Genomic DNA, 22,158 nt, shown 5'->3' with positions numbered 1-22,158 from the left:
ATGGTTGAGGTTGCCGGCCAGCGGCCGACACTACCTGCATGTGCTCAGCCCGGATCGCGCGATGCGCGGCGACCGAACCACCAGCCCACCAGCAGCTGCAGCGGCAGCGAGACCAGCAGGGAAACGACGAACCACAGCGGGAAATCCGCGCCCACGCTCCACACCGCGTAGCCGCAGCCCAGCGCGATCAGCGACCAGATCGAGAAGCCATGCGAGCGCGGCCAGCAGGGCGCGTAATAAGTGGCGAAGGAGATGCCGGCGACGCCACCGAGCACGCTGAACGCCAGGTCCCAGCCCAGCTGCACGCTGTTGTTGCCTGGCGACAGGCCCAGCAGCGGTGGCAGCCAGCTGGCGACGCTGCTGACCAGCGCGAGCGACAGTACGCCACCGATCAGGGCGACGATGGACAGGAACAGGGTCTTGAGCAGGCCGGGCATGCGCGCATTGTACGGCTGCGCGAAGCGCCTGCGGTTGCCGGCCAGCGGCCAGCGCTACCGGTGGATCGGCATGGCCGCCGTGCCCGTGGGAGAGGGGTACGGTGCAACGGCGGCCATGCACAGGCAGTCAGGCGGCGAAGTCGAGCACCACGCGGCCTTCGATGGTGCCCGCGTGCATGCGCGCGAACACGTCGTTGATGTTTTCCAGGCGATCGGTGCTGACCGTGGCGGCGACCTTGCCCTCGGCGGCAAACTGCAGCGACTCCTGCAGGTCCAGCCGGGTGCCGACGATCGAGCCACGCACCGTGATGCCGTTGAGCACCATGCCGAAGATATCCAGCGGGAAGTTGCCCGGCGGCAGGCCATTGAGCGAGACGGTACCGCCACGGCGGACCATGCCCAGCGCCTGCTCGAATGCCTTCGGCGAAACGGCGGTGACCAGCGCACCGTGGGCACCGCCGATCTCCCTCTTCAGGAATGCGGCCGGATCGGTGGTGCGCGCGTTCACGGTGACCTGGGCACCCAGCTGCCGGGCCAATGCCAGCTTGTTGTCGTCCACATCCACCGCGGCCACGTTCAGGCCCATCGCACGGGCGTACTGCACGGCCATGTGGCCGAGGCCGCCGATGCCGGAGATCGCCACCCAGTCACCGGGTTTGGTGTCGGTGACCTTCAGCCCCTTGTAGACGGTCACGCCGGCGCACAGTACCGGCGCGATCTCGACGAAGCCCACTTCCTTCGGAAGCAGGCCGACATAGTTGGCATCGGCCAGTGCGTACTCGGCGAAGCCGCCGTTGACCGAGTAACCGGTGTTGCGCTGCGTCTCGCACAGCGTTTCCCAGCCACCCAGGCAGTGTTCGCAATGGCCACACGCCGAGTACAACCAGGGGATGCCGACCCTGTCGCCTTCCCTGACGTGCCCTACCCCGCCTCCCACGGCCACGACGTGCCCCACGCCCTCGTGGCCGGGGATGAATGGCGGGTTCGGTTTCACCGGCCAGTCGCCCTCGGCGGCGTGCAGGTCGGTGTGGCAGACGCCACAGGCCTCGATCTTGACCAGTACCTCGCCCGCCCCCGGGCGCGGTACCGAGACTTCCTCGATCACCAGTGGTTTGCCGAACTCACGCACGACAGCGGCCTTCATGGTTGGATTCATGTCCGGATCTCCGTAGTGCGCTTGCCCACAGAATGACGCCGGCCCGGGGCCGGCGCTTTGATCACGATCAAACCTTTGACGATTCGTGCCGCTGGTTCAGCTGGCCAGCACCGAGGCCTCGCGGGCCAGGCGCTCGATGGTGTCCCAGTCACGGGTCTGCAGCAGCGCCGGCGTGGTCAGCCACGAACCGCCCACGCACAGCACGTTGGGCAGGTGCAGGAACTGCGGCGCGGTCTGCGCGCTGATGCCGCCGGTCGGGCAGAAGCGCACGTCGGCGAACGGGCCGTGCCAGGCCGCCAGCAGCGCGGCACCGCCGGCCTGCACTGCCGGGAAGAACTTGAAGGTGTCGCGGCCGTGCTCCAGGCCCAGGATCAGGTCCGAGGCCGTGGCAGCGCCAGGCAGGTACGGCAGGTCGGCATCACGCGCGGCGGCATACAGCGCTGGCGTGGCACCCGGCGATACCGCGAAACGCGCGCCGGCCTGCCTGGCCGCCTGCATCTGCGCGGCGTTGAGCACGGTGCCGGCACCGATCACCGCATCCGGCACGGCCTCGACCATCGCCTTGATGGCGTCCAGTGCCTGCGGCGTGCGCAGGGTCACCTCGATCACCGGCAGGCCGCCGCGGAACAGCGCCTGGGCCACGTTGACCGCTTCATTCACATCTTCGGGGGTGTACACCGGAATCACCGGTGCCAGCTTCAGCAGCGCGCGCAGGCGCGGATCAGTGCTGGACATGGTCTTGCTCCTTGCCCGACGGGGCATCGCGGATCGCTGCCGGGCCCGGCAGCGCAGCGGCGCATGATGCCACGTGGATCGCGAAGGTGCCGCAGCGCGCTGTGCTGCGCGCCGGGTTCAGGCCGGGTCGGCCTGCAATGCCTGGATGCGGCGCTGGTACCAGTCGCCGCCGAGCGGGTCGAATACGGCAGATCGCTCCATCGGTGCCTCGTACACGTGCACCGAGATCGCCAGTGACTGGTCGCTGGCATTGCGCAGGGTGTGGTACTCGTGCGGCGGAATCAGGCTGCCGGCACTGCCGCAGCCTCCGCGCAGCGCCGCGTGGCGACGGAAGCGCCAACGCTCGCCGGCGCATTCCAGCAGTTCATAGCGGGTGATCTCCAGCTCGCCCAACCACACGCCCTCCACACACCACATGGCATCGTGGTCGTGCAGCGGCGTGCCCTGCCCTGGGCCCCAGCTCATGGCAATCACGCTGTAGCCGTGTTCGCGGCTGTGGTACAGCGGGCGTCGAGCGTAATGATCACTGACCGGACGGTGCACGCACTCGGGCAATTCGATGCGGCTGTCGGCGATGGCTTCCTGCAGCGCCAGCTGCAGGTCGGCGGTGATGCGTTCGGCCTCACCGGAGGTCATCGCCGCATCGACTGCGGCGATCAACCGGTCGCGGCCACGGAACAGCGGAAACGGAGAAGTCTGCAGGTCCATGCCCCGAATGTAGCGGAGCATGGTTAAGGGAATGTTGGCGTTCGCACGCGTCGCGCCCGCATTGATGACACGAGCGCGTGAAAAACGGTTCAGATGCGAAGTGGGTAGAACGATCACAATGGAACCCTGTGCAGCATGCGTGGTCGAACAGGACGCGTTCCCCATCCGCTGCGACACTCCGCAACTTCGCGCCCGACGGGCGCAAGGCTAGAGTTTTCCGACTTACCTGGTTCTATACATGTCAGTGCGAATTATTAGCGATGCTGCATTGCCGGCATCGAAGGGCAAGGCTGCCACGATCAACGACATCGCACGACTGTCGGGAGTTTCCAAGAAAACGGTTTCAAGAATCATCAACAACTCGCCGCTGGTGCGCAAGGACACCCGCGACAAGGTCGAGGCGTTGATGCGCGAGGTCGGTTACGTGCCCGACCCGCTGGCACGCGGACTCGCGTTCCGCCGCTCCTTCCTGATCGGCCTGGTGTATGACGACCCGGGCGCCCAATGCATCGTGGACCTGCAGCATGGCGCGCTGGAAGCGCTGCGCGGCACCGGCTACGAGCTGGTGGTGCATCCGTGCGACAGCGAGGATCCAGAGTGCGCACAGGGCGTGCGCCGCTTCGTGCAGCAGCAGAAGCTGCACGGCGTGATCCTTGGCCCACGCGCGTCCGAGTCGGCTGCGTTGGCGCAGGTGCTGGACGCGATCGACTGCCGCTACGTCCGCATCAACGCGCATGTGTCCGACGATGAGGCGCAGGCCGTGGTCACCCATGATCGCGATGGCGCTGCCGCGGCGGCGGGTTACCTGCTCTCGCTCGGCCACCGCGATATCGCGGTGATCACCGGCCCGGAGGCGCGTCGTGCCGCACGCGAACGCACCCATGGCTTCCTTGACCGGCTGGCGCAGGTGGGGCTGACCCTGCCGGGCGAACGCGTGCTGGAAGCGGGCGATACCTTCGAGTCCGGCGTGCATGCCGCCGAGCGCCTGCTGCTGGGCGAAGGCCGGCCCAGCGCGATCTTCGCCGGCAACGACGAGATGGCTGCCGGCGTCTACCAGGTGGCCCTGCGCGCGGGCATCGCGGTGCCGCAGCAGCTGTCGATCGTCAGCTACGACGACAGCCCGCTGGCGTCGCGCTTGTGGCCGCCGCTGACCTCGGTGCGCCGCCACGTCTCCGACATCGGCCGCATGGCCGCGGCGATGCTGGTGCAGACCGGCGTGCCGGACGCACCGACGGCGGCCAGCGTGCATCCGCAGTTGATGGTGCGTGGCTCCTGCCGGGCCGTGGACGGCTGAGTGCCCTCGCCTGCGCCGTCGCAACAGAACGGTGCAGGCAACAACGGAAACGGCGCACCGGAGTGCGCCGTTTTCAGTGCGAAGCGGCGTGTGTGGAGCGCTTACACGTCGCCGCCGTCGGCCCAGCCTTCGCCGGTGCCGGCCTGGAACACGCGGTCGTCGTCCTGCACGTCGCCGGCCGGCAGATGCGCCTGATCAGCCAGTGCTGCATAGATCGGCGTGAAGTCCGGCGACGTCGCCTGCATCAGCTGTTCGAAGCTGTCGATGACGAAGTAGGTCTTCTGGAAGGTATCGATGCGGTACTTCGTGCGCATGATCCGCTGCAGGTCGAAGCCGATGCGGTTGGGCGCGGCCGATTCCAGCGAGTACAGCGATTCGCCCTTCGACGACACGATGCCGGCACCGTAGATGCGCAGGCCGTCGGACGTGTCGATCAGGCCGAATTCCACCGTGTACCAGTACAGGCGCGTGAGGTTCTGCAGTGCATCCGGGCCGATTGCGTGGGCTTTGACGCCACCGCGGCCGTAGGCTTCCATGTAGTCGGCGAACACCGGGTTCATCAGCAGCGGTACATGGCCGAACAGATCGTGGAACAGGTCCGGCTCGGCGATGTAGTCGATCTGGTCCGGGCGACGGATCCACCAGGTCACCGGGAAACGACGGTTGGCCAGGTGGTCGAAGAAATCCAGTTCCGGCAGCAGGCCTTCGACGCCGACCAGGGTCCAGCCGGTGGCGGCGCCGAGCACTTCGTTGAGCTGGTCGAAGCGCGGAATCATGTGCGCGCTCATGCCCATCTCGTCCTGTGCGTCCAGGAACTCCTGGCAGGCGCGGCCGACCAGCAGCTCGCGCTGGCGCTGGTACAGCGTGCTCCAGGTGGCGTGGTCATCGGCGCTGTAGGTGTCCCACGGCTGCTCGACGAGCGCGGTGGTGTACACCGGCACGTAGCCCTTGTCGGTCTGCTGGTGTTCGACGCGGCGGGGCTGGGCGAGATCCATGGGGCACTCCTTGAAGGGATACCCACGATGCTAGGGCAGGGCGCGCGCAACAGGGTTGCAAAAGTTGCGTCGATTGGCCTTGTTGGCGCAATATCCTTGCGTACTCACCATGTTGCGGGGCAACAATGGCCGGAGAAGTCCAGTTCGATCGCACGGATATACGCCTGTTGGCTGAAATCCAGAAGGATGGGCGCGCCACCAATGCCGAGCTGGCGACGCGGGTGAACCTCTCACCCTCGGCCTGCCTGCGCCGCCTGCAGCGGCTGGAAAGCGAGGGCGTGATCGTCGGCTATGGCGCGCGGCTGGAGCCACGGCAGCTACGGCTGGGCCTGCAGGCTTTCGTGCGCGTGCAGCTGGAAAAGCACGACCAGGCCGCCATCGGCCACTTCGTGGACAGCGTGCAGGGCTGGGATGAAGTGGTGGCCTGCCATGCGCTGACCGGCGACATGGACTATCTGCTGCATGTCTACGTACGCGACCTGGAACACTTCTCGCACTTCCTGCTGGATCGGCTGCTCAACGCCGGGGGCGTGGCCGATGCCAATTCCAGCTTCGTGCTGCGCACGGTGAAGGGCTTCCAGGCGCTGCCGTTGTCGCAGCTGGAGTCCTGAGCGACGACGCGGGCAAGTGCATGTGGCGGAGCGTGATCCGCTAAGCAGCTCGAGCGTCGCGAGGGGTTTTCCTACGAAGTAGGGGGTGGATCACTGACGGAGTGACGGGATCGGCCTTCCTAGACTCACTGGACAACCCTGTCCGGAGAGATCGACATGAACGTCCGCCTTGCTCCTGTCATTGCGCTGCTTGCCGCTGGCCTGATACCGGCCGCTGCGGGTGCTTCCCCCCAGACCGCCAACGCCCAACCTCTGGCATTGAGCTGCGGTGCCACCGAATTCGTCGGCATGACCAGCAACTCGTCGACGCTGGCTTCGCGTCAATGCAACGGCGGCTACGTCTACGGAATCGGCGTCTCGGTCAACGAGGCCGTGGAGAACCTCAATGGCTTCATGGCTGTGCTGCAGGCCGGGGTCAGCTGCAGCGCGGATGCCACCAGCATCCAGACGGGCGCCTATGGCAAGGGTGTCTTCGCCAGCTTCGTGTGCAATGGCTGGCCGATTGCGGGCGTGGGCAACAGTCCCACCACGGCCGCGCGCAACTCGCTGGCGATCGCCACCGAAATGGCGGCAACCGGCACCCATTGCCGGGCGCCATTGAGCGGCTCCTACTATCCGGAAAGCTATGGTTTCCGCTACCACTATGACTGTGGCAACACCCGCACCCTGATGACCTGGTCGATCAGCGGACTTGGCGCCAGCATCGACGATGCCAACACCATTGCGATGCGCCTGATGCGCTTCTCGACAGCCACCGGGCAAAGCTGCAGCTTCGACAGGGCCGAGATCAATGGTGTCATTCTCAAGGCCCCGCTGACCTGCAACGGATCGCTCATCCTGGGCTATGGCAGCTCGGTGACTGCCGCGGCCAATGATGCACTGGCCCAGATCGGCGCCTGACCTGGCGTAGGGCCTTTGATGGCGACCCGCCTCGAGCGGATCGCCGTCAGCACTTTTCCTTGCGGCCCATCAACCTGCCCAGGCGCGAAGCCTCTTCGCACTTGGGCGCAGCCACCGGCGCGGGAGCAGCTGCCGCGGCACGTGCCTTCTGCAGCTGCTGGATCTTCGCGCGGATCTGCGGCATCGCCGCCATCGCGGCCTTTTCGCCTTCCAGGATCGCAGTGCCGCGCTGGCTGAAATCGGCGGCGCCGATGTCCAATACCTTGGGTCGGATCACGATGTCGGCGCGCGCCAGTTCCTGCTCGCCCAGGCGCTGGCCCATGATGGAGATCGACTGGTTGACGATGCCGAGCATGCCGGTGGGCGCCTTGCCACTGGCCTTGCTGGAGATGTCTACGGCGATCACGAAGTCGGCGCCGAGCTGGCGCGCGGCATCCACCGGCACCGGACTGACCACGCCGCCATCGATGTAGTTGTGGCCACCGATCTTCACCGGCTCGAATACGCCGGGGATGCTGCTCGACGCGCGCACGGCCTGGCCGACGTTGCCGCGCACGAAGATCGCGCGCTCACCGGTTTCCAGCTGCGTGGCGACCGCGGCGAACGGCTTCTTCAGGCGTTCGGCCGGGCGGTTGGCCACCTGTTCGTTGACGTAGTCCTGCAGCTTCTGGCCCTGCACCAGGCCGCCGGAGAACAGACGCACGTCGCGGATGCTGGCTTCGTCCAGCGCCACCGCCTTGCTCTGCATCTGGAACGCGTCCATGCCGCTGGCATACAGCGCGCCGACCACGCTGCCGGCGCTGGTGCCGGACACCACCACCGGTTCAAAGCCGTTGGCTTCCAGCATCTTGATCACGCCGATGTGAGCGAAGCCCTTGGCCGCGCCGCCACCCAGCGCGATGCCGATCTTCACCGGCTTGGCCTGCGGCACCACGGTCGGTGCCGGCGGCGGCGTGGGGCGGACCGGATCGCCGCCGCAGCCGGCCAGCAGGCCGATCAGGGCGACGGACAGCAGCATGCGGGGGCGGAACAGGCTCATCGGCAGTGCGCTCGCGGCGCCGGATTCTGGAAAGGGCGCCAGCATACCGAAGCGCTGGCGGGGCGGGCAGGGTGGGGGAGTTACCTATTCATAAAGGTAGTGCCGGCCGCTGGCCGGCAATTGCTGGGATGCCGGCAGAGGTCCATGAGGTTGCCGGCCAGCGGCCGGCACTACCGGAGTCGGTCAGAACCGGTTGTCGCCGTCCAGCATCCGGCCCAGCCCGCCGAGCACCGAGCCCTCGCCACGGCTCTGGCCACCGCCCTGCGGCGCAGCCATCCACATGCGTCCGGCCAGGCGCGAGAACGGCAGCGATTGCAGCCAGACCTTGCCCGGGCCGGTCAACGTGGCCAGGAACACGCCCTCGCCACCGAACAGCATGCTCTTGACGCCGGTGACACGGCGCACATCCATGTCCACGGTCGGGTGGTAGGCCACCACGCAGCCGGTATCCACGTCCAGGCGCTCGCCGGCGGCCAGCTCGCGCTCGATCACGCAGCCGCCAGCGTGGATGAACACCCAGCCGTCGCCCTCCAGCTTCTGCATGATGAAGCCCTCGCCGCCGAACAGCCCGGTCATGATCCTGCGCTGGAACTGCACGCCGATCTGCACGCCGCGCGCGCCGGCCAGGAAGCTGTCCTTCTGGCAGATCAGGCGGCCGCCATGCTGGTCCAGCTTCATCGCCAGCACGGTGCCGGGGTAGGGCGCGGCGAAGGCGACCTTGCCTTTGCCATGCCCGCTCTGGGTGTAGACGGTGGCGAACAGGCTCTCGCCGGTCAGCACGCGCTTGCCGGCGGCCATCACCTTGCCCATGAAGCCGCCCTGGTCGCCGTTTGCAGCGCCGAACACGGTGTCCATCTGCACGGTGGCGTCCTTGAACATCAGCGCGCCGGCCTCGGCGATGGCGCTCTCGCCGGGGTCGAGCTCGATCTCCACGAACTGCATTTCATGGCCGACGATGCGGAAGTCGATGTCGTCGGCGCGGCCGCTGGAGACGGCGGGGACTGGCGGTGGGGTCGTGGGCATGCCCGGCGCCGGTACCTGCAGCTCGGCCACATCGGGGATGGGGGTCCATCCGCTCATGCCCTGGCACCAGGCCAGCGCGCGCGGGTTGGCCTGTGCATAGCGGCGCGCGGCCGTGTCATCGAGCGGGCCGACGCGGTCGGCCTGGGCGGAGGCATGGAAGTACCACTGGGTCATCGCGACGGCTCGGCGGGGCTGGAAAACCCCGAGTCTAGCGAGCGCGCCGGGGCGCGGGCGACGGCGCCATGAACGGCAGGCATTTGCGAGGCAGGTGCTGTATTGCAACAATTATCTGGTAGCGCCGTTTTACCACCCCTCCAAACACAGCCTACCGCCATGTCCCCGACCCGCACTTCCCGTGGCCGATTTCCGGTCGCGCGCCCCCTCGTTGCCGCTCTTTCCGCCCTGCTGCCGTTGGTAGCAGCCGCCCAGGAAACCCCCGCTGCCAAGGATCCGGTTGCCCTCGATGCCCTGCAGGTGACCGCGCAGCGCCGCGTCGAGAACGCCAAGGACGTACCGGTCGCACTGAGCGCGATCCAGGGCGAGAAGCTGGATGTGCTCGGCTCGGCCGGCGATGACATCCGCTTCCTGGCCGCGCGCGTGCCCAGCCTCAACATCGAGTCGTCCTACGGCCGTGCCTTCCCGCGCTTCTACATCCGCGGCCTGGGCAACACCGACTTCGACCTCAATGCCTCGCAGCCGGTGTCGCTGGTGTATGACGACGTGGTGCAGGAAAGCCCGCTGCTGAAGGGCTTCCCGCTGTTCGACCTGGCCAACGTGGAAGTGCTGCGCGGCCCGCAGGGCACGCTGTTCGGCCGCAACACCCCGGCCGGCGTGGTCAAGTTCGATTCGGCGCGTCCGTCGCAGGATGCCGATGGCTACATCCGCGTCGGCTACGGCAGCTACAACAGCTGGAACGTGCAGGGCGCCTACGGTGGCCCGCTGACCGACCGCTGGTCGGCGCGCGTCTCGGCGATCTACCAGCGTCGCGATGACTGGGTCGACAACACCCGCGTCGGCGCGCCCAACAGCGGCTTCGAAGGCTACGACGAAGCCGCCGGCCGCGTGCAGTTCCTGTACGAAGGCGATGACTTCGAAGCGCTGTTCAACCTGCACAAGCGCAAGCTCAACGGCACCGCCCGCCTGTTCCGCGCCAACATCATCCAGAAGGGTGGCAATTCGCTGGTCGAGGACTTCGACCGCGACAAGGTGGCCAACGACGGCGTCAACTTCTCCGACCTGAAGACCTGGGGCGGCAGCGCGCGCCTGCAGTGGAACCTCGGCTCGGTGACCCTGCACTCGATCACCGGTTATGAAACCGCCGAATCGCTCAACCGTGGCGACATCGACGGTGGCTACGGTGCAGCGTTCCTGGGTGCCGGCAACTACGGCCCGGGCTTCATCCCGTTCTCGTCCGAGTCTGCCGACGGCCTGCCGCACCACCGCCAGTGGACGCAGGAAGTCCGCATCGAGTCCAACGAGTGGGGCCGCTTCGACTGGCAGGCCGGCGTCTTCTACTTCGATGAAGACGTGACCATCAACAACTTCAACTACGACTCGCTGACCCCGGGCAATCCGCAGACCGGTCACGTGGTGCAGAACCAGCGCAACAAGGCCTGGGCGGTGTTCGCCTCGGGTGACTTCGACGTCACCGACCGCTTCAAGCTGCGTGCCGGCGTGCGCTACACCCAGGACAAGAAGGACTTCAGCGCCAGTGTGCTGCAGGCCGTTCCGTTCGGTACCCCGGTCAGCGGCCCGTACCTGGCCAACACCGACGTCAACGACGTCAGCTGGGATGTCAGCGGCGTGTACAAGCTGACCGACGACATCAACGCCTACGCCCGCGTGGCCAAGGGCTTCCGCGCGCCGTCGATCCAGGGCCGCCTGGCCTTCGCCCCGGGCCTGTCGCAGGCCGATTCGGAGAAGGTGATCTCGTATGAAGCCGGCATCAAGGCCGACCTGTTCGAGCGTCGTGCACGCCTGGGCCTGAGCGTGTTCCGCTACAACGTCGATGGCCAGCAGCTGATCGCGGTGGGCGGCAGCAACAACACTGCCACCCTGCTCAACGCCGACAAGACCATCGGCCAGGGCGTGGAGCTGGACCTGGAGGCCTACCTGGCCGACAACGTCCTGCTGACCTTCGGCAGCAGCTACAACGATACCGAGATCAAGGACAAGAACCTGGCGGTGGCGATCTGTGGCGGTGGCTGCACCATCACCGACCCGACCACCGTGATCGGTGGCCAGACCTATGCGCTGGTCAACGGCAACCCGCTGCCACAGGCGCCGAAGTGGATCCACAACGCGACCCTGCGCGTCGGCTTCCCGCTCAGCGATGGCAGCGAGCTGTATGCCTACACCGACTGGGCCTACCGCAGCGCGGTGAACTTCTTCATCTACGAGTCGCCGGAATTCCGCGGCCGTAGCACGCTGGAGGGCGGCCTGCGCCTGGGCTACAACTGGGATTACGGCCAGTACGACGTGGCCGTGTTCGGCCGCAACCTGACCAACCAGACCCGCGTGGTCGGTGCGATCGACTTCAACAACCTGACCGGCTTCCTCAACGAGCCGCGTACCTGGGGCGTGGAGTTCACCGCAAAGTTCTGATGCGGTTGTTGCGATAGTGCAATGAAGAAGGGCCGGCGCAATGCCGGCCCTTCTGTTTCAACCCCACCGGTAGTGCCGGCCGCTGGCCGGCACCGGTTGATCCGGCGCGCGCTTACAGCGCGCTCTGCGGGCGCACCTTCAGCACCGCATTCTCGGTGGCGCAGTCGCGGCTGGAGTGCAGGCCGGCCTTGCGTGCGGCGGCAATCTCCCTGCGTGCGGCCAGCAGATCCTTCTGGAACGCGGCATTGTCGTGCAGGCGTGCAACGGCGGCGGCGCCCATGAAGCGGCCTTCGAGGATGTCGCTCTGCCAGTGCACGTTGCACACCAGGCGGCTCTCGCCGTAGTTGCGGCCACGGGCCTGGATGGCATCGGCGCGATCCGGCGCGATCTCAGACAGGATCAACGCCCAGGCCCAGCCGATCGAGGTGTGGCCCGACGGGTAGGAGCCGTTCTTGCGCAGGCCGTCCTCGTCTTTCGGCGAGCAGGTCGGCTCACCGTTGACCATGAACGGGCGCGGGCGCTGGTAGTGGTTCTTGGCGGCTTTGGTGGCGGCGCTGGCGTCGATCCGGCTGCGCTCGAGCAGGCGGTACAGGGCCGGGGTCTTCACCGCATCGACGTCGATGTCGGCGGCACAGGAGAAGTGGTTGGCGCCTTCGGGGAAGCCGAGTTCGGCATCGATGCCGGCCTGGGCGAAGCGCGGGCTGCCACGCAGCGCGCGGGCTTCACGGCTGACCTGTTCGTCGAGGGCGAGGGCAGCCGAACCGGCCGCCGGCGGCGCCGGCACCAGGTCCAGGCTGGCCGGTACCGCGCTCTTGTCCAGGTAACCCACCGCCTTGGTGGTGATGTTGGCTTCGACGGCAGTCGGCTTGGCGGCGGTGGCGGCGCAACCGGCCAGGGCCACCGCAACGGCGAGGCCAAGCAACGGGCGGGCGGAGGGGGAAATCAGCGACATGGACAGGCTCCGGGGAGAAAACTTCGCGCCATGATCGCAGCCCCCAGACGACACCGCAGTGGCCATCGGTCATACCGCCAGACCCGGCACGGTCATTGCAGCGATATGAAAAGCGTCATCGTTTGACGTCAGTCTCCTGAATCCGGGCGCAGCGCACGGACTTTCACGCGCCTGCGCCGCGAGCATCGGCACAACGGCAGGCACCAGGGCCGTCCAGTTACAGCCGGGTCGGGGGGATCCGCTGACAGAGGGAGAGAAGCGATGCGCAGCACCGCAACAGGAAGTACCGTCCTGGCCCTGCTCGTTGGGCTGGCAACACTGCCGGCACAGGCCGCCGATGTGGTTGGCGTGGCCTTCGTGCATGGTACCGGCGCGCAGACCAATGCCACCCAGGACTACTGGCAGCCGGCCATCATCGATACCGTGCGCCAGGGCCTGCCGAACAGCAGCAACTACGTCGTCATCAACTGCGACTTCACCCAGTACATGTGGAAGCCGGAGGCCGCCGGGTGCCTGGCCAATCAATTGACCAGCTTCATCGACAGCCGTGGCATCACCCAGCTGGTGGTGATCACCCATTCCAACGGCGGCAACGTGATGCGCTGGATCCTGTCCAACCCGACCTACGACAGCCGCTATCCGAAGATCATCCGCACGGTGCGCAAGGTCAACGCACTGGCACCGTCTTCGGCGGGCACGCCGCTGGCCGATGCGGTGCTCAACGGCAACACCTTCGAAACCTCGCTGGGCTGGTTGCTGGGCTACAAGAACGACGCGGTGCGCCAGCAACAGGTGGCGAGCATGGCCACCTACAACGCGCAGAACCTGTACGGCACTGCCGGCCGCCCTGCATTGCCCAAACCCTTCCGCGCGGTGGTCGGCAGTGATGTCGAATCGGCGGTGTGGGACAGCAACAGCTACTGCGGCGGCTATGCCGCCAATGTCGGCCTGGAGTTCACCCAGAACTGGCTGTCGTCCTGCTCCGATGGTTTCCTGGAGTGCAGCAGCCAGAAGGCCGCCGGCACCACCTGGTTCACCGACACGCAGCGCACCAAGGATGCCGAGCCGCTCAGCCACAACCAGAGCCGCCGCGAGTGCTTCGGCCTCGGCACGATCCTGCGCAACGACCTGACCCAGTGAGGGAGACGACCATGACGATCCATTCCACCTTGCTGGCCAGCGCGGTGCTGGCGGTGCTGTCCCTTTCCCTGTCCCCGGCGCAGGCCGCACAGCCGCTGCAAGCCGCCCGCGCAGGCGATCAGGTGCCTTCCGCACTGGTGGCCGCGCCGCTGCCTGCTGATGAAAGCGAACACGCGCCGTTGTCGTTTGCCTGGGTGCTGGACCCGGCACAACCGCTGCAGGCCGCCACGCCGTATGCCGCAGTCAGTCGCAGCTACTGGCAGCAGGTCGATGGCGCGCAGCTGCAACGCGGCCTGGACCTGCCGCTGACGGCGCCCGATGCGGTGATCCAGCTGAGCCCGGCCGAAGGTGCCCGTGCAGTGCCGGCCAACACCCTGCAGGTGCGCGACCCGGCTGGCCGCAGCAGCGTGGCGCGCAGTGTCGATGCACGCGCACTGCAGGAGGCCGGGATGCCGGTGCGTGATGGCAGCAGCATGCTGCGTACCGGCGCGACCAGTGCGGCCGGTGCGTACACGTTGCAGAGTGCACAGGCGCAGGGCCGCTACGTGGTGCAGGTGCTGGAACCGAACAGCCCGCTGCGGCTGGAAGTGCAGGCCAACCAGGCGCAGGTGCTGGCCGGCAGTAGCGTGCAGCTGCAGGCACGCCTGCTGGAAGACGGTGCCACCACCGCAACGTTGGCATCGCGTCGTGGCGGCCTCGGCGGTGAAGCCCTGCTGGTCGCACCGGATGGCCGCAGCTGGCCGCAGCGGTTGCTGCGCACCACCGATGGCAGCCTACGCGCGCAGGTGCGGATCCCGGCCGATGTCGGTACTGCGCAGGGGCTGTGGGAACTGCAGGTGTTCGCCCAGGCCGACGGTGTGCTGCGCGATGGCAAGGTGGCCTTCGCGGTGGCGCGGCCGACCGCGCGCTTCAGTGGCCAGGCGACGCCGGACCCGGCCAGCCGCCAGGTGGCGCTGCCGCTGCAGGTGGCCGCCGCTGGCCGCTACGAGGCACGCGGCACGCTGTATGCGAGCGGTCGCGATGGCCAGCTGAAGCCGGTGGCGCAGGCGCATGCGGCGGCCTGGTTCGATGGCCCGGGTGCCGGCCAGCTGGTGCTGCCGTTCGACCAGGCCGCGTTGCCCGCTGGCTTCGGTGCGCCATACGAGCTGCGTGACCTGCAGCTGCAGGATCAAAGCCGGATGGCACCGATCGAGTCGCGCGCGCTGGCGTTGCGGTTCTGAGCAATGGGGTGGCGGGCCGGAGCATTCGGCCCGCCGCTCTGCCTTCTGTAGAGCCGAGCCATGCTCGGCGGCTTCTGCTCGCGGCGAACGGCGGTCGAGCATGGCTCGACGCTACAGGCGGCTACGGAAAGCGATGCGTCTTTCTACCCCGCGTACGCGGTCAGCCGGCCTTCCTGCTCGCACACGGTAATGGCGCCGCCGAACACCGCCGACAGTGGTTCGCTGCGCAGCAGCTCGGCACGGCTGCCATCGGCCAGTACGCGACCGTCGCGCAGCAGCACCACGCGCTCGATCTCGGGAATGATCTCTTCGATGTGGTGGGTCACCAGCACCAGGGTGATGCCCTGCTGCGCCAGCACCCGCATGGTTGCCACCAGCTGCTCGCGGGCGACCAGGTCCAGGCCGGTGGACGGCTCGTCCAGCAGCAGGGCCTGTGGCCGATTGACCAGTGCCCGGGCGATCAGCACGCGGCGGGTCTCGCCGGCCGACAGTTCGGCGTAGGCGCGTTCGCGCAGCGACAACGCGCCGGTCATCGCCAGCGTCTCGCCGACGCGTGTACGCATCTCGGCGGTCACTTCGCGGAAGGCGGGCACCACGTAGCTGGCGAAGAAGCCGGACAGCACCGCCTGTTCCACGGTCAGCCCGGGCATGTCGGCCAGGTTGCTGCTGAGGTCACCGGTGACGATGCCCAGCTGCGAGCGCAGCCGGTCCACCTGCCAGCGGTTCTGGCCCAGCACCTTGACGGCGACCGAGCCATCGCCCTGTGCCAGCGGGTACAGCTCGCGGGTGATCAGCTTGATGAAGGTCGACTTGCCGCAGCCGTTCGGGCCGAGCAGGGCGGTGTGCTGGCCCTGCGCGATGCGCAGGCTGAGCCCGTGCAGCACCTTCACCTGGCCGCGCACCACGGTGGCGCGGTCCAGTTCGATCAACGGGGGCAGTGCCGCAGCGGGCGCGGTGGCAGTCATGGTGCTGGCGCGTGGATCAAGGTTCGACAACTCGGGTCCCCAACTGTGAACGGTGCCACGGATGGCGGTGAAGAACACCGCCGCAGGGATGCAGTTTGCAACGCAAGCGCCCATGATGTCTGCCATCCCCGCACCGAACCGGAGAGCCGCCATGCCCGATGCCCTGATGTCCCTGTTGACCGGCGGTGTGCTCGGCCTGGGGTGGTGGGCCATGCTGGCCGTGCTGCTGGTCTTCACCCAGATCACCATCTTCTCGGTGACCCTCTACCTGCACCGCAGCCAGGCCCATCGCGGGGTCGATTTCCACCCGGCGCTGGCCCATGTGTTCCGCTTCTGGCTGTGGCTGACGACCTCGATGATCACCCGCGAGTGGGTGGCCATCCATCGCAAGCACCACGCCAAGGTGGAGACCGAGGAGGACCCGCACAGCCCGGTCACCCGCGGCATCGGCAAGGTGTTCTGGCACGGCGTGGAGCTGTACCGCGAAGCGCGCGGCATGCGCGCGGACATCGAACAGTACGGGCGCGGCACCCCGGACGACGTGATCGAGCGCCACCTGTACACCCCGCATGCCACGCTCGGCCCGGTGCTGCTGCTGGCCATCAACAGCGTGCTGTTCGGCCTGCCTGGCGTGGCCCTGTGGGCGATCCAGATGGCGTGGATTCCGTTCTGGGCGGCCGGCGTGGTCAATGGCCTCGGCCACTGGTGGGGCTATCGCAACTACGAATCGGCCGATACCTCCACCAACCTGACGCCGTGGGGGTTCTGGATCGGGGGCGAGGAGCTGCACAACAACCACCATGCCTTCCCCAGCTCGGCGCGCTTTGCGATGCGGCGCTGGGAATTCGACATCGGCTGGAGTGCGATCCGCCTGCTGCAGGCACTGCGCCTGGCCAAGGTGCTGCGGGTGGCGCCGGCCATGGACGTGCGCCCGAACATCGCCGTGCCCGATGCCGAAACCCTGAAGGCGCTGCTGTCACACCGCTTCCAGGCGATGACCGACTACCAGCGCAACGTGTTCATGCCGGCCCTGCGCGAGGAGGCCGCCCACGCCGGGGCCAAGCTGCGCCGCCTGCTGCCACGCCGGCTGCGCCGTGGCCTGGTCAACGACGGCCGCTGGCTGAAGCCGGACAGCCGTGCCCAGCTCAGCGAATGGGTGGCACAGCGGCCGCGCATCCGCACCCTGGTCGAGTACCGCGGGCGATTGGCCGCGCTGCTGGAAGCCCGCGGCCACGATGCCGCCGAGCGCCTGCACCAGCTGCAGGCCTGGTGCCGCGAGGCCGAGGAAAGCGGTATCGCGGCGTTGCAGGCCTACGCCGCGCGGCTGAAGGGCTACAGCCTGGTGGGCGCGTGAGGGCAGGGGTCGGGCTGCTGCTGGCTGCCCTGCTGCCGGGTGCTGCACTGGCGCAGGTCACCGATACCGCCAGCTACCTGCAGCGGATGGACAGCGATGGCGACGGCAAGGTCAGTGAGGCCGAGTACGTGCAGTGGATGCTGTACGCCTTCGACCGCATGGACCGCAATGGCGATGGCGTGCTGAGCGCCGATGAGCTGCCCGGTGGCAAGGGCAGGGCGATCAGCCGCGAGCAGCAGCGGCAGGTGATCGTGCAGCGCTTCCATAAGCAGGATGCCAACGGTGATGGCTATCTGGATGCACGCGAGCTGTCGGCGCCACCGCGCTGACCATGGATGATCGAATGGACGACGAACTCTTCGACGAATGGCTCGAATTCTGCGCCGGGCGCAGCGAGCAGGAAGACTGGTACTTCTCCGGCCTGCTGCAGGGCGTGACCGACCCGGACACACTGGGCCAGGTGTTCGCCAGCTTCCCGCGCGCTGATGCGCTGCAGGCACGTGCGCTGGACGTGCTCGCTGCCGGCCGCTGGGGCGACCACCTGTACCTGCAGCCGGCCATCGCCGGTGATGCACAGGCACGGTCCGCCGCCGCGCGTGCCTGGCTGGATGAGCTGGCGAGGGTGGCGGGTGCTGCCGGCGAACCCGGACTGCAGGCCACCCTGCGCGAGGTGCCGATCGAAGCCGCCCCGGCGGCACGCGTGCAGGCGGCGTTGCGCGCCTCCGGCCCCGCCGCCTACCTGCATGATGTCGTCTGTGATGTGGTGCGCGAGGCGCGCACGCTGGATACCCCGCAGATGTCAGCGCTGGACGAGGCGCTGTACCACATCGCTTCCGATCTCTATCTGGGCTGGTACATCACCCAGCCGCTGTCGCCGGCGGCGATCGACTTCGCGCCCTATCTGGCGTTCTGGCGCCTGGGCGGACGTGGCGCACTGGTCGAGGGCGCCTTCCTGGTGGAGGCGACCGGGCCGGAATCGTAGTCGGCGCCGGACCCTGCCCGCCGGTTTCGCATGGCCCCGCGTAGAATCAACCCATGCCTGAACTGCCCGAAGTCGAAACTACCCGCCGCGGCCTGGCGCCGCACCTGCAAGGCCGCCGCGTGCACGGCGTGATCCTGCGCCGCGCCGACCTGCGCTGGCCGATTCCCCCGGAAGTGGCCGAGCTGCTGCCGGGGCAGCGCATCGAGGACATCCGTCGGCGCGCCAAGTACCTGCTGCTGGACACCGCCATCGGCAGCGCGGTGCTGCACCTGGGCATGTCCGGCAGCCTGCGCGTTTTGCCTGGCGATACCCCGCTGCGTGCCCACGACCACGTGGATATCAGCCTCGACAACGGCCGCCTGCTGCGCTTCAACGACCCGCGCCGCTTCGGCAGCCTGCTCTGGCAGCCGGCCGGCGAGACCCACCCGCTGTTGCAGGGTCTGGGCCCGGAGCCGCTGGACGATGCCTTCGATGGCGATTACCTGTTCGCCCGCAGCCGTGGCCGCAGCGCGCCGGTGAAGACCTTCCTGATGGACCAGGCGGTGGTGGTGGGCGTGGGCAACATCTACGCCGCCGAGAGCCTGTTCAAGGCCGGCATCAGCCCGCTGCGCGAGGCCGGAAAGATCTCGCGCGAGCGCTACCAGCGCCTGGCTGATGCGGTGAAGGAGATCCTGGGCTACGCGATCACGCGTGGCGGGACCACCCTGCGCGATTTCATCAGCCCCGACGGCGCACCGGGCTACTTCGAGCAGGAGCTGCTGGTGTACGGCCGCGATGGGTTGCCCTGCCCGAACTGTGGCCGCGCGCTGAAGCACGCCACCATCGGCCAGCGCGCCAGCGTCTGGTGCAGCCACTGCCAGCGCTGAAACGGGCGGCCAGCGGCAGCTGAACGGGCAGGGCACGTCTCCGCTGCCCGTTAACGTTTGTCTGCCTATGATGGCCGACCTTCCTCCTGTGCCTGACGCGCCTGCATGCAACGACGCGACTTCATCCGCAATGCCTCCCTCGCCCTGGCTGCATTCGGCCTGCCGTCCCTGCCCGCGTGCGCGGCCAGCAAGAGCGGCCAGATGGGCCTGCGCCGCCTCGGCCAGCCGCAGCCGTTCGACTTCGCCACCCTGAAGGGGCAGGCGCGCGCGCTGGCACAGGCGCCCTACAAGAGCCACAAGCGCGTGCTGCCGGGCCGCCTGGAGGGACTGGACTGGGACCAGTACCAGTCGATCGGCTACCGCCAGGACCATGCCCTGTGGGCGGATCAGCCGGGCAAGTTCCAGGCCAAGTTCTTCCACCTGGGCCTGTACTTCCATTCGCCGGTGCGCATGTTCGACGTGGTCGACGGCAAGGCGCAGGAGCTGGCCTACGACGGCGCGGCGTTCAACTACGGCAAGAGCGGCATCAAGGATGGCGAGCTGCCGGCCGATCTCGGCTTCGCCGGATTCCGCTTGAACACGCGCAAGGACACCGACCGTGACTTCGCCGCGTTCCTCGGCGCCAGCTACTTCCGCGCGGTCGGCAAGGAGGGTCAGTACGGCCAGTCCGCGCGTGGCCTGGCGATCGACACCGGCATGGGCAAGCCGGAGGAATTCCCCGATTTCATCGCCTACTACCTGGAACAGCCGTCGGCCGATTCGGAGACGATCGTGGTCTACGGCCTGCTGGATTCGCCCAGCGTGGCCGGTGCCTACCGCTTCGCCATCACCAATGGCGACGTGCTGCTGATGGACATCGACAGCGCGCTCTACCCGCGCAAGACGATCGAGCGGCTGGGCATCGCACCGTGCACCAGCATGTACCAGGTGGGCGAGAACGACCGCCGCATGGGCTGGGACTGGCGCCCGGAAATCCATGATACCGACGGCCTGTCGCTGTGGACCGGTGCCGGTGAGTGGATCTGGCGGCCGCTGCTGAACCCGCGCAACCTGCGCTTCAACATGTTCGTGGACCGTAATCCGCGCGGTTTCGGCCTGCTGCAGCGCGACCGCAACTTCGACCACTACCAGGACGATGGCGTGTTCTACGAGAAGCGCCCGTGCCTGTGGGTGGAGCCGAAGGGCGAGTGGGGCGAGGGCTCGGTGCAGCTGGTGGAGATTCCCACCGTGGACGAGACCTTCGACAACATCGTGGCGTTCTGGAACCCGAAGGAAAAGCCGCAGCCGGGCCAGGAACTGCTGGTCGGCTACCGCCTGTACTGGGGCGCCGAACCGCCGGCACGGCCGCCGCTGGCGCACTGTGTCGCCAGCCGTACCGGCCTGGGCGGCGTGGTCGGCAAGAAGCGCGAGTACTTCAGCTGGCGCTTCGCGGTGGACTTCGAAGGTGGCGAGCTGGCCTCGCTGATCGACAAGGCCGAGGTTGAGGCGGTGGTGGAAGCCAGCCGCGGCCGGGTCGAGATCGTGTCGGCACGGCCGCTGCGCGAGATCAACGGCTACCGCGCGATGTTCGACCTGGTGCCGCCGGAAGGCAGCACCGAGCAGATCGACATCCGCCTGTTCCTGCGCAGTGGGGGCAAGACCCTCACCGAGACCTGGCTGTACCAGTACACCCCGCCGCCGGCCGGTGCACCGGAGCGCACGCTGTACTGAGCATGCGCGGGCCGGCCAGCCGCCGGCCCGTCCCGTTCAGGGCTTGGCCTCGGTGGCGGTGGTCTGGGTGGGCACGCCCACCTGTACCGTGCCGCGGCGGATCTTCATCCAGGTTTCGTCCTGCCAGCGTTCGTACTGCTTGGGGTCCCAGTACTTCGGGTCGTACAGGCGGTCGGCCTTGATGGTTCGGGCGATACCGCCGTCCATGTACATGATGTCCACGTTGTTGGACATCGAACCCACGCGGCTGCCGGTCATTTCGCGGCGTCCCTTCCTGAGGATTTCCGCCATGCGCGGACGCGCGACCTCGTCACCGTACTCGGCGCGCAGGACGCGCGCCTGTGCCTGAGCCTGCTCATGCTGCTCGAGCGGAAGCGTGGCCCAGTACTCGTTGCGAAGCTCGACAAACAAGGGGTAGCCGCGCTCGGCCGCCACATCCATCCACGCAAATGCCATGATCGGATCACGTGGTTGTTCCACCCCGTACCAGTACATCTCACCCAGATAGCCTTGCGCCGGCTTGTCGGCGTACCTGGCGGCAAGGCGGAAGTTGTCCATTGCGCCGTTGACGTCATTGCGCCGGAGTGCGTTGACACCCCATTGGCGATACATCATGTCCGGATGGCTGTCCATGAAGCCCGCCCCGATCACCGATGAATCTTCTTCGGGCGAAGGTCGCTCGGCGGCAAGGGCGAGCACGGGCAGGCAGAGCAGCGGAAGCAACAGCAGGGCGGGGCGCATGACGGACTTCCAGTTCGGCAGCAGAGGATGCCGCAGCCTAGGCCCGGCGACGGCGCGCTGTAAACCGCCGGTGGTCATGTGCCGGGATGTTCCGGCTGGCGTTACAACGGCAGCGGCGCCTGCGCCGGATCGATCCGTCCTTCACCGCGGGTGATCTTCTTGAACTCGGCGCGGCTGACCGACACGTAGCGGTCATTGCCGCCGATCTCCACCTGCGGGCCATCCTGTACCGCGTGGCCATGCTCGTCCACGCGCACGGTCATCGTGGCCTTCTTGCCGCTGTGGCAGATGGTCTTGATCTCCTGCATCTCGTCGGCCCAGGCCAGCAGGTACTGGCTGCCTTCGAACAGCTCGCCGCGGAAATCGGTGCGCAGGCCATAGCACAGCACCGGAATGCGCAGCTGGTCGACCACTTCGCTGAGCTGCCAGACCTGGGCGCGGGTCAGGAACTGCGCCTCGTCCACCAGCACGCAGCCCATCGGCCCGTTCGCCGCCAGATCCTGCTCGACCCAGCGCTGCAGGTCGGTATCGCGGTCGAAGGCCATGCCGTCGGCGCGCAGGCCGATGCGCGAAGCGACCACGCCGGCGCCGGCACGATCGTCCAGGCGCGGGGTCAGGATCGCCACACGCATGCCGCGCTCGCGATAGTTGTGCGCGCTCTGCAGCAGGGTGGTGGTCTTGCCGGCGTTCATCGCCGAATAGTAGAAGTAGAGCTTGGCCATCGAC

At 67.7% G+C, this 22,158-nt stretch carries 22 protein-coding genes; 11 read left to right on the top strand and 11 right to left on the bottom strand.

Annotation, left to right across the window (positions count from 1 at the left end; all coding sequences use genetic code 11):
• Positions 1-44: 44 nt before the first annotated feature.
• The 4 genes from SSKA14_RS01810 to SSKA14_RS01795 all read right to left on the bottom strand — a co-directional run bounded on the left by SSKA14_RS01810 (position 45) and on the right by SSKA14_RS01795 (position 3,036).
• Complete coding sequence (locus SSKA14_RS01810) at positions 45-437, bottom strand: hypothetical protein (protein WP_008267223.1); 393 nt, start codon at positions 435-437, stop codon at positions 45-47.
• A gap of 127 nt (positions 438-564) precedes the next feature.
• Positions 565-1,593, bottom strand: coding sequence for an alcohol dehydrogenase AdhP (gene adhP, locus SSKA14_RS01805; protein WP_008267156.1), 1,029 nt, complete (start codon positions 1,591-1,593; stop codon positions 565-567).
• Between the two features lie 96 nt (positions 1,594-1,689).
• Positions 1,690-2,328, bottom strand: coding sequence for a bifunctional 4-hydroxy-2-oxoglutarate aldolase/2-dehydro-3-deoxy-phosphogluconate aldolase (gene eda, locus SSKA14_RS01800; protein ID WP_008266379.1), 639 nt, complete (start codon positions 2,326-2,328; stop codon positions 1,690-1,692).
• A gap of 117 nt (positions 2,329-2,445) precedes the next feature.
• A complete protein-coding gene (locus SSKA14_RS01795) occupies positions 2,446-3,036 on the bottom strand; it encodes a cysteine dioxygenase family protein (protein WP_008268540.1) in 591 nt (196 codons plus the stop codon).
• Positions 3,037-3,274: 238 nt separating this feature from the next.
• Between SSKA14_RS01795 and SSKA14_RS01790 the strand changes: the two genes are divergently transcribed.
• Complete coding sequence (locus SSKA14_RS01790) at positions 3,275-4,330, top strand: LacI family DNA-binding transcriptional regulator (RefSeq protein ID WP_008265855.1); 1,056 nt, start codon at positions 3,275-3,277, stop codon at positions 4,328-4,330.
• A gap of 101 nt (positions 4,331-4,431) precedes the next feature.
• On the opposite strand, the gene phhA is transcribed toward SSKA14_RS01790, so the two are convergent.
• Positions 4,432-5,325 carry a phenylalanine 4-monooxygenase gene (gene phhA / locus SSKA14_RS01785; protein ID WP_008268674.1) on the bottom strand — a complete coding sequence of 298 codons (894 nt, stop codon included), beginning with the start codon at positions 5,323-5,325 and terminating at the stop codon, positions 4,432-4,434.
• 125 nt (positions 5,326-5,450) lie between these two features.
• Here phhA and SSKA14_RS01780 point away from each other — a divergent pair, with 125 nt between their 5' ends.
• Both SSKA14_RS01780 and SSKA14_RS01775 read left to right on the top strand, forming a co-directional pair.
• Entirely contained in the window at positions 5,451-5,936 is a 486-nt protein-coding gene (locus SSKA14_RS01780; RefSeq protein WP_008267464.1) for an Lrp/AsnC family transcriptional regulator, read from the top strand.
• Positions 5,937-6,092: 156 nt separating this feature from the next.
• Entirely contained in the window at positions 6,093-6,836 is a 744-nt protein-coding gene (locus SSKA14_RS01775; protein ID WP_008264887.1) for a hypothetical protein, read from the top strand.
• A 46-nt stretch (positions 6,837-6,882) separates the two neighbouring features.
• On the opposite strand, the gene SSKA14_RS01770 is transcribed toward SSKA14_RS01775, so the two are convergent.
• Both SSKA14_RS01770 and SSKA14_RS01765 read right to left on the bottom strand, forming a co-directional pair.
• Positions 6,883-7,875, bottom strand: a complete 993-nt coding sequence (locus tag SSKA14_RS01770; protein ID WP_040006761.1) for a patatin-like phospholipase family protein — start codon at positions 7,873-7,875, stop codon at positions 6,883-6,885.
• Between the two features lie 183 nt (positions 7,876-8,058).
• Positions 8,059-9,072: a TIGR00266 family protein gene (locus SSKA14_RS01765; protein WP_008267259.1), complete on the bottom strand. Its 1,014-nt coding sequence runs from the start codon at positions 9,070-9,072 to the stop codon at positions 8,059-8,061.
• 159 nt (positions 9,073-9,231) lie between these two features.
• Between SSKA14_RS01765 and SSKA14_RS01760 the strand changes: the two genes are divergently transcribed.
• Positions 9,232-11,502: a TonB-dependent receptor gene (locus SSKA14_RS01760; protein ID WP_008268576.1), complete on the top strand. Its 2,271-nt coding sequence runs from the start codon at positions 9,232-9,234 to the stop codon at positions 11,500-11,502.
• A 112-nt stretch (positions 11,503-11,614) separates the two neighbouring features.
• Here SSKA14_RS01760 and SSKA14_RS01755 read toward each other — a convergent pair whose 3' ends face one another.
• Entirely contained in the window at positions 11,615-12,454 is an 840-nt protein-coding gene (locus SSKA14_RS01755; protein ID WP_008265685.1) for a phosphatase PAP2 family protein, read from the bottom strand.
• Positions 12,455-12,715: 261 nt separating this feature from the next.
• Here SSKA14_RS01755 and SSKA14_RS01750 point away from each other — a divergent pair, with 261 nt between their 5' ends.
• A complete protein-coding gene (locus tag SSKA14_RS01750; protein ID WP_008265695.1) occupies positions 12,716-13,594 on the top strand; it encodes a hypothetical protein in 879 nt (292 codons plus the stop codon).
• Positions 13,595-13,605: 11 nt separating this feature from the next.
• Positions 13,606-14,814 (top strand): DUF4785 domain-containing protein, encoded by a 1,209-nt coding sequence (locus tag SSKA14_RS01745; protein ID WP_008268209.1) that lies wholly within the window; start codon positions 13,606-13,608, stop codon positions 14,812-14,814.
• A gap of 143 nt (positions 14,815-14,957) precedes the next feature.
• Here SSKA14_RS01745 and SSKA14_RS01740 read toward each other — a convergent pair whose 3' ends face one another.
• Positions 14,958-15,779: an ATP-binding cassette domain-containing protein gene (locus SSKA14_RS01740; RefSeq protein ID WP_050413408.1), complete on the bottom strand. Its 822-nt coding sequence runs from the start codon at positions 15,777-15,779 to the stop codon at positions 14,958-14,960.
• Positions 15,780-15,930: 151 nt separating this feature from the next.
• On the opposite strand from SSKA14_RS01740, the gene SSKA14_RS01735 reads away from it, so the two are divergent.
• From SSKA14_RS01735 to SSKA14_RS01715, 5 genes are all read left to right on the top strand, one after another.
• Positions 15,931-17,133: a fatty acid desaturase gene (locus SSKA14_RS01735; RefSeq protein WP_008268188.1), complete on the top strand. Its 1,203-nt coding sequence runs from the start codon at positions 15,931-15,933 to the stop codon at positions 17,131-17,133.
• Positions 17,130-17,462 (top strand): EF-hand domain-containing protein, encoded by a 333-nt coding sequence (locus SSKA14_RS01730; RefSeq protein WP_008265898.1) that lies wholly within the window; start codon positions 17,130-17,132, stop codon positions 17,460-17,462. The genes SSKA14_RS01735 and SSKA14_RS01730 overlap by 4 nt, the downstream gene beginning before the upstream one ends.
• 14 nt (positions 17,463-17,476) lie before the next feature.
• Positions 17,477-18,115: a hypothetical protein gene (locus SSKA14_RS01725; protein ID WP_008267330.1), complete on the top strand. Its 639-nt coding sequence runs from the start codon at positions 17,477-17,479 to the stop codon at positions 18,113-18,115.
• A 53-nt stretch (positions 18,116-18,168) separates the two neighbouring features.
• Positions 18,169-18,981, top strand: a complete 813-nt coding sequence (gene mutM / locus SSKA14_RS01720; protein ID WP_008266279.1) for a bifunctional DNA-formamidopyrimidine glycosylase/DNA-(apurinic or apyrimidinic site) lyase — start codon at positions 18,169-18,171, stop codon at positions 18,979-18,981.
• Positions 18,982-19,086: 105 nt separating this feature from the next.
• A complete protein-coding gene (locus tag SSKA14_RS01715; protein ID WP_008265736.1) occupies positions 19,087-20,691 on the top strand; it encodes a glucan biosynthesis protein D in 1,605 nt (534 codons plus the stop codon).
• Between the two features lie 36 nt (positions 20,692-20,727).
• Here the strand turns inward: SSKA14_RS01715 and SSKA14_RS01710 are convergent, their stop codons facing one another.
• Both SSKA14_RS01710 and SSKA14_RS01705 read right to left on the bottom strand, forming a co-directional pair.
• Entirely contained in the window at positions 20,728-21,432 is a 705-nt protein-coding gene (locus tag SSKA14_RS01710) for a sel1 repeat family protein (RefSeq protein WP_008265679.1), read from the bottom strand.
• 101 nt (positions 21,433-21,533) lie between these two features.
• The gene (locus tag SSKA14_RS01705; RefSeq protein ID WP_008264720.1) at positions 21,534-22,154 is read right to left on the bottom strand and encodes a thymidine kinase; all 621 of its coding nucleotides are present in this window, start codon (positions 22,152-22,154) and stop codon (positions 21,534-21,536) included.
• Positions 22,155-22,158: the final 4 nt, after the last annotated feature.

This window comes from Stenotrophomonas sp. SKA14 (assembly GCF_000158575.1).
GTDB classification, from domain to species: Bacteria; Pseudomonadota; Gammaproteobacteria; order Xanthomonadales; family Xanthomonadaceae; genus Stenotrophomonas; species Stenotrophomonas forensis.
Note: the sequence above shows the minus strand (reverse complement) of the source record. Positions and strands in the feature narration are given on the sequence as shown.

Bases quoted from the DNA above. Each gene is read 5' to 3' on its own strand.
- SSKA14_RS01810 (WP_008267223.1), bottom strand. From the start codon at position 437: ATGCCCGGCCTGCTCAAGACCCTGTTCCTGTCCATCGTCGCCCTGATC.
- adhP (WP_008267156.1), bottom strand. From the start codon at position 1,593: ATGAATCCAACCATGAAGGCCGCTGTCGTGCGTGAGTTCGGCAAACCA.
- eda (WP_008266379.1), bottom strand. From the start codon at position 2,328: ATGTCCAGCACTGATCCGCGCCTGCGCGCGCTGCTGAAGCTGGCACCG.
- SSKA14_RS01795 (WP_008268540.1), bottom strand. From the start codon at position 3,036: ATGGACCTGCAGACTTCTCCGTTTCCGCTGTTCCGTGGCCGCGACCGG.
- SSKA14_RS01790 (WP_008265855.1), top strand. From the start codon at position 3,275: ATGTCAGTGCGAATTATTAGCGATGCTGCATTGCCGGCATCGAAGGGC.
- phhA (WP_008268674.1), bottom strand. From the start codon at position 5,325: ATGGATCTCGCCCAGCCCCGCCGCGTCGAACACCAGCAGACCGACAAG.
- SSKA14_RS01780 (WP_008267464.1), top strand. From the start codon at position 5,451: ATGGCCGGAGAAGTCCAGTTCGATCGCACGGATATACGCCTGTTGGCT.
- SSKA14_RS01775 (WP_008264887.1), top strand. From the start codon at position 6,093: ATGAACGTCCGCCTTGCTCCTGTCATTGCGCTGCTTGCCGCTGGCCTG.
- SSKA14_RS01770 (WP_040006761.1), bottom strand. From the start codon at position 7,875: ATGAGCCTGTTCCGCCCCCGCATGCTGCTGTCCGTCGCCCTGATCGGC.
- SSKA14_RS01765 (WP_008267259.1), bottom strand. From the start codon at position 9,072: ATGACCCAGTGGTACTTCCATGCCTCCGCCCAGGCCGACCGCGTCGGC.
- SSKA14_RS01760 (WP_008268576.1), top strand. From the start codon at position 9,232: ATGTCCCCGACCCGCACTTCCCGTGGCCGATTTCCGGTCGCGCGCCCC.
- SSKA14_RS01755 (WP_008265685.1), bottom strand. From the start codon at position 12,454: ATGTCGCTGATTTCCCCCTCCGCCCGCCCGTTGCTTGGCCTCGCCGTT.
- SSKA14_RS01750 (WP_008265695.1), top strand. From the start codon at position 12,716: ATGCGCAGCACCGCAACAGGAAGTACCGTCCTGGCCCTGCTCGTTGGG.
- SSKA14_RS01745 (WP_008268209.1), top strand. From the start codon at position 13,606: ATGACGATCCATTCCACCTTGCTGGCCAGCGCGGTGCTGGCGGTGCTG.
- SSKA14_RS01740 (WP_050413408.1), bottom strand. From the start codon at position 15,779: ATGACTGCCACCGCGCCCGCTGCGGCACTGCCCCCGTTGATCGAACTG.
- SSKA14_RS01735 (WP_008268188.1), top strand. From the start codon at position 15,931: ATGCCCGATGCCCTGATGTCCCTGTTGACCGGCGGTGTGCTCGGCCTG.
- SSKA14_RS01725 (WP_008267330.1), top strand. From the start codon at position 17,477: ATGGACGACGAACTCTTCGACGAATGGCTCGAATTCTGCGCCGGGCGC.
- mutM (WP_008266279.1), top strand. From the start codon at position 18,169: ATGCCTGAACTGCCCGAAGTCGAAACTACCCGCCGCGGCCTGGCGCCG.
- SSKA14_RS01715 (WP_008265736.1), top strand. From the start codon at position 19,087: ATGCAACGACGCGACTTCATCCGCAATGCCTCCCTCGCCCTGGCTGCA.
- SSKA14_RS01710 (WP_008265679.1), bottom strand. From the start codon at position 21,432: ATGCGCCCCGCCCTGCTGTTGCTTCCGCTGCTCTGCCTGCCCGTGCTC.
- SSKA14_RS01705 (WP_008264720.1), bottom strand. From the start codon at position 22,154: ATGGCCAAGCTCTACTTCTACTATTCGGCGATGAACGCCGGCAAGACC.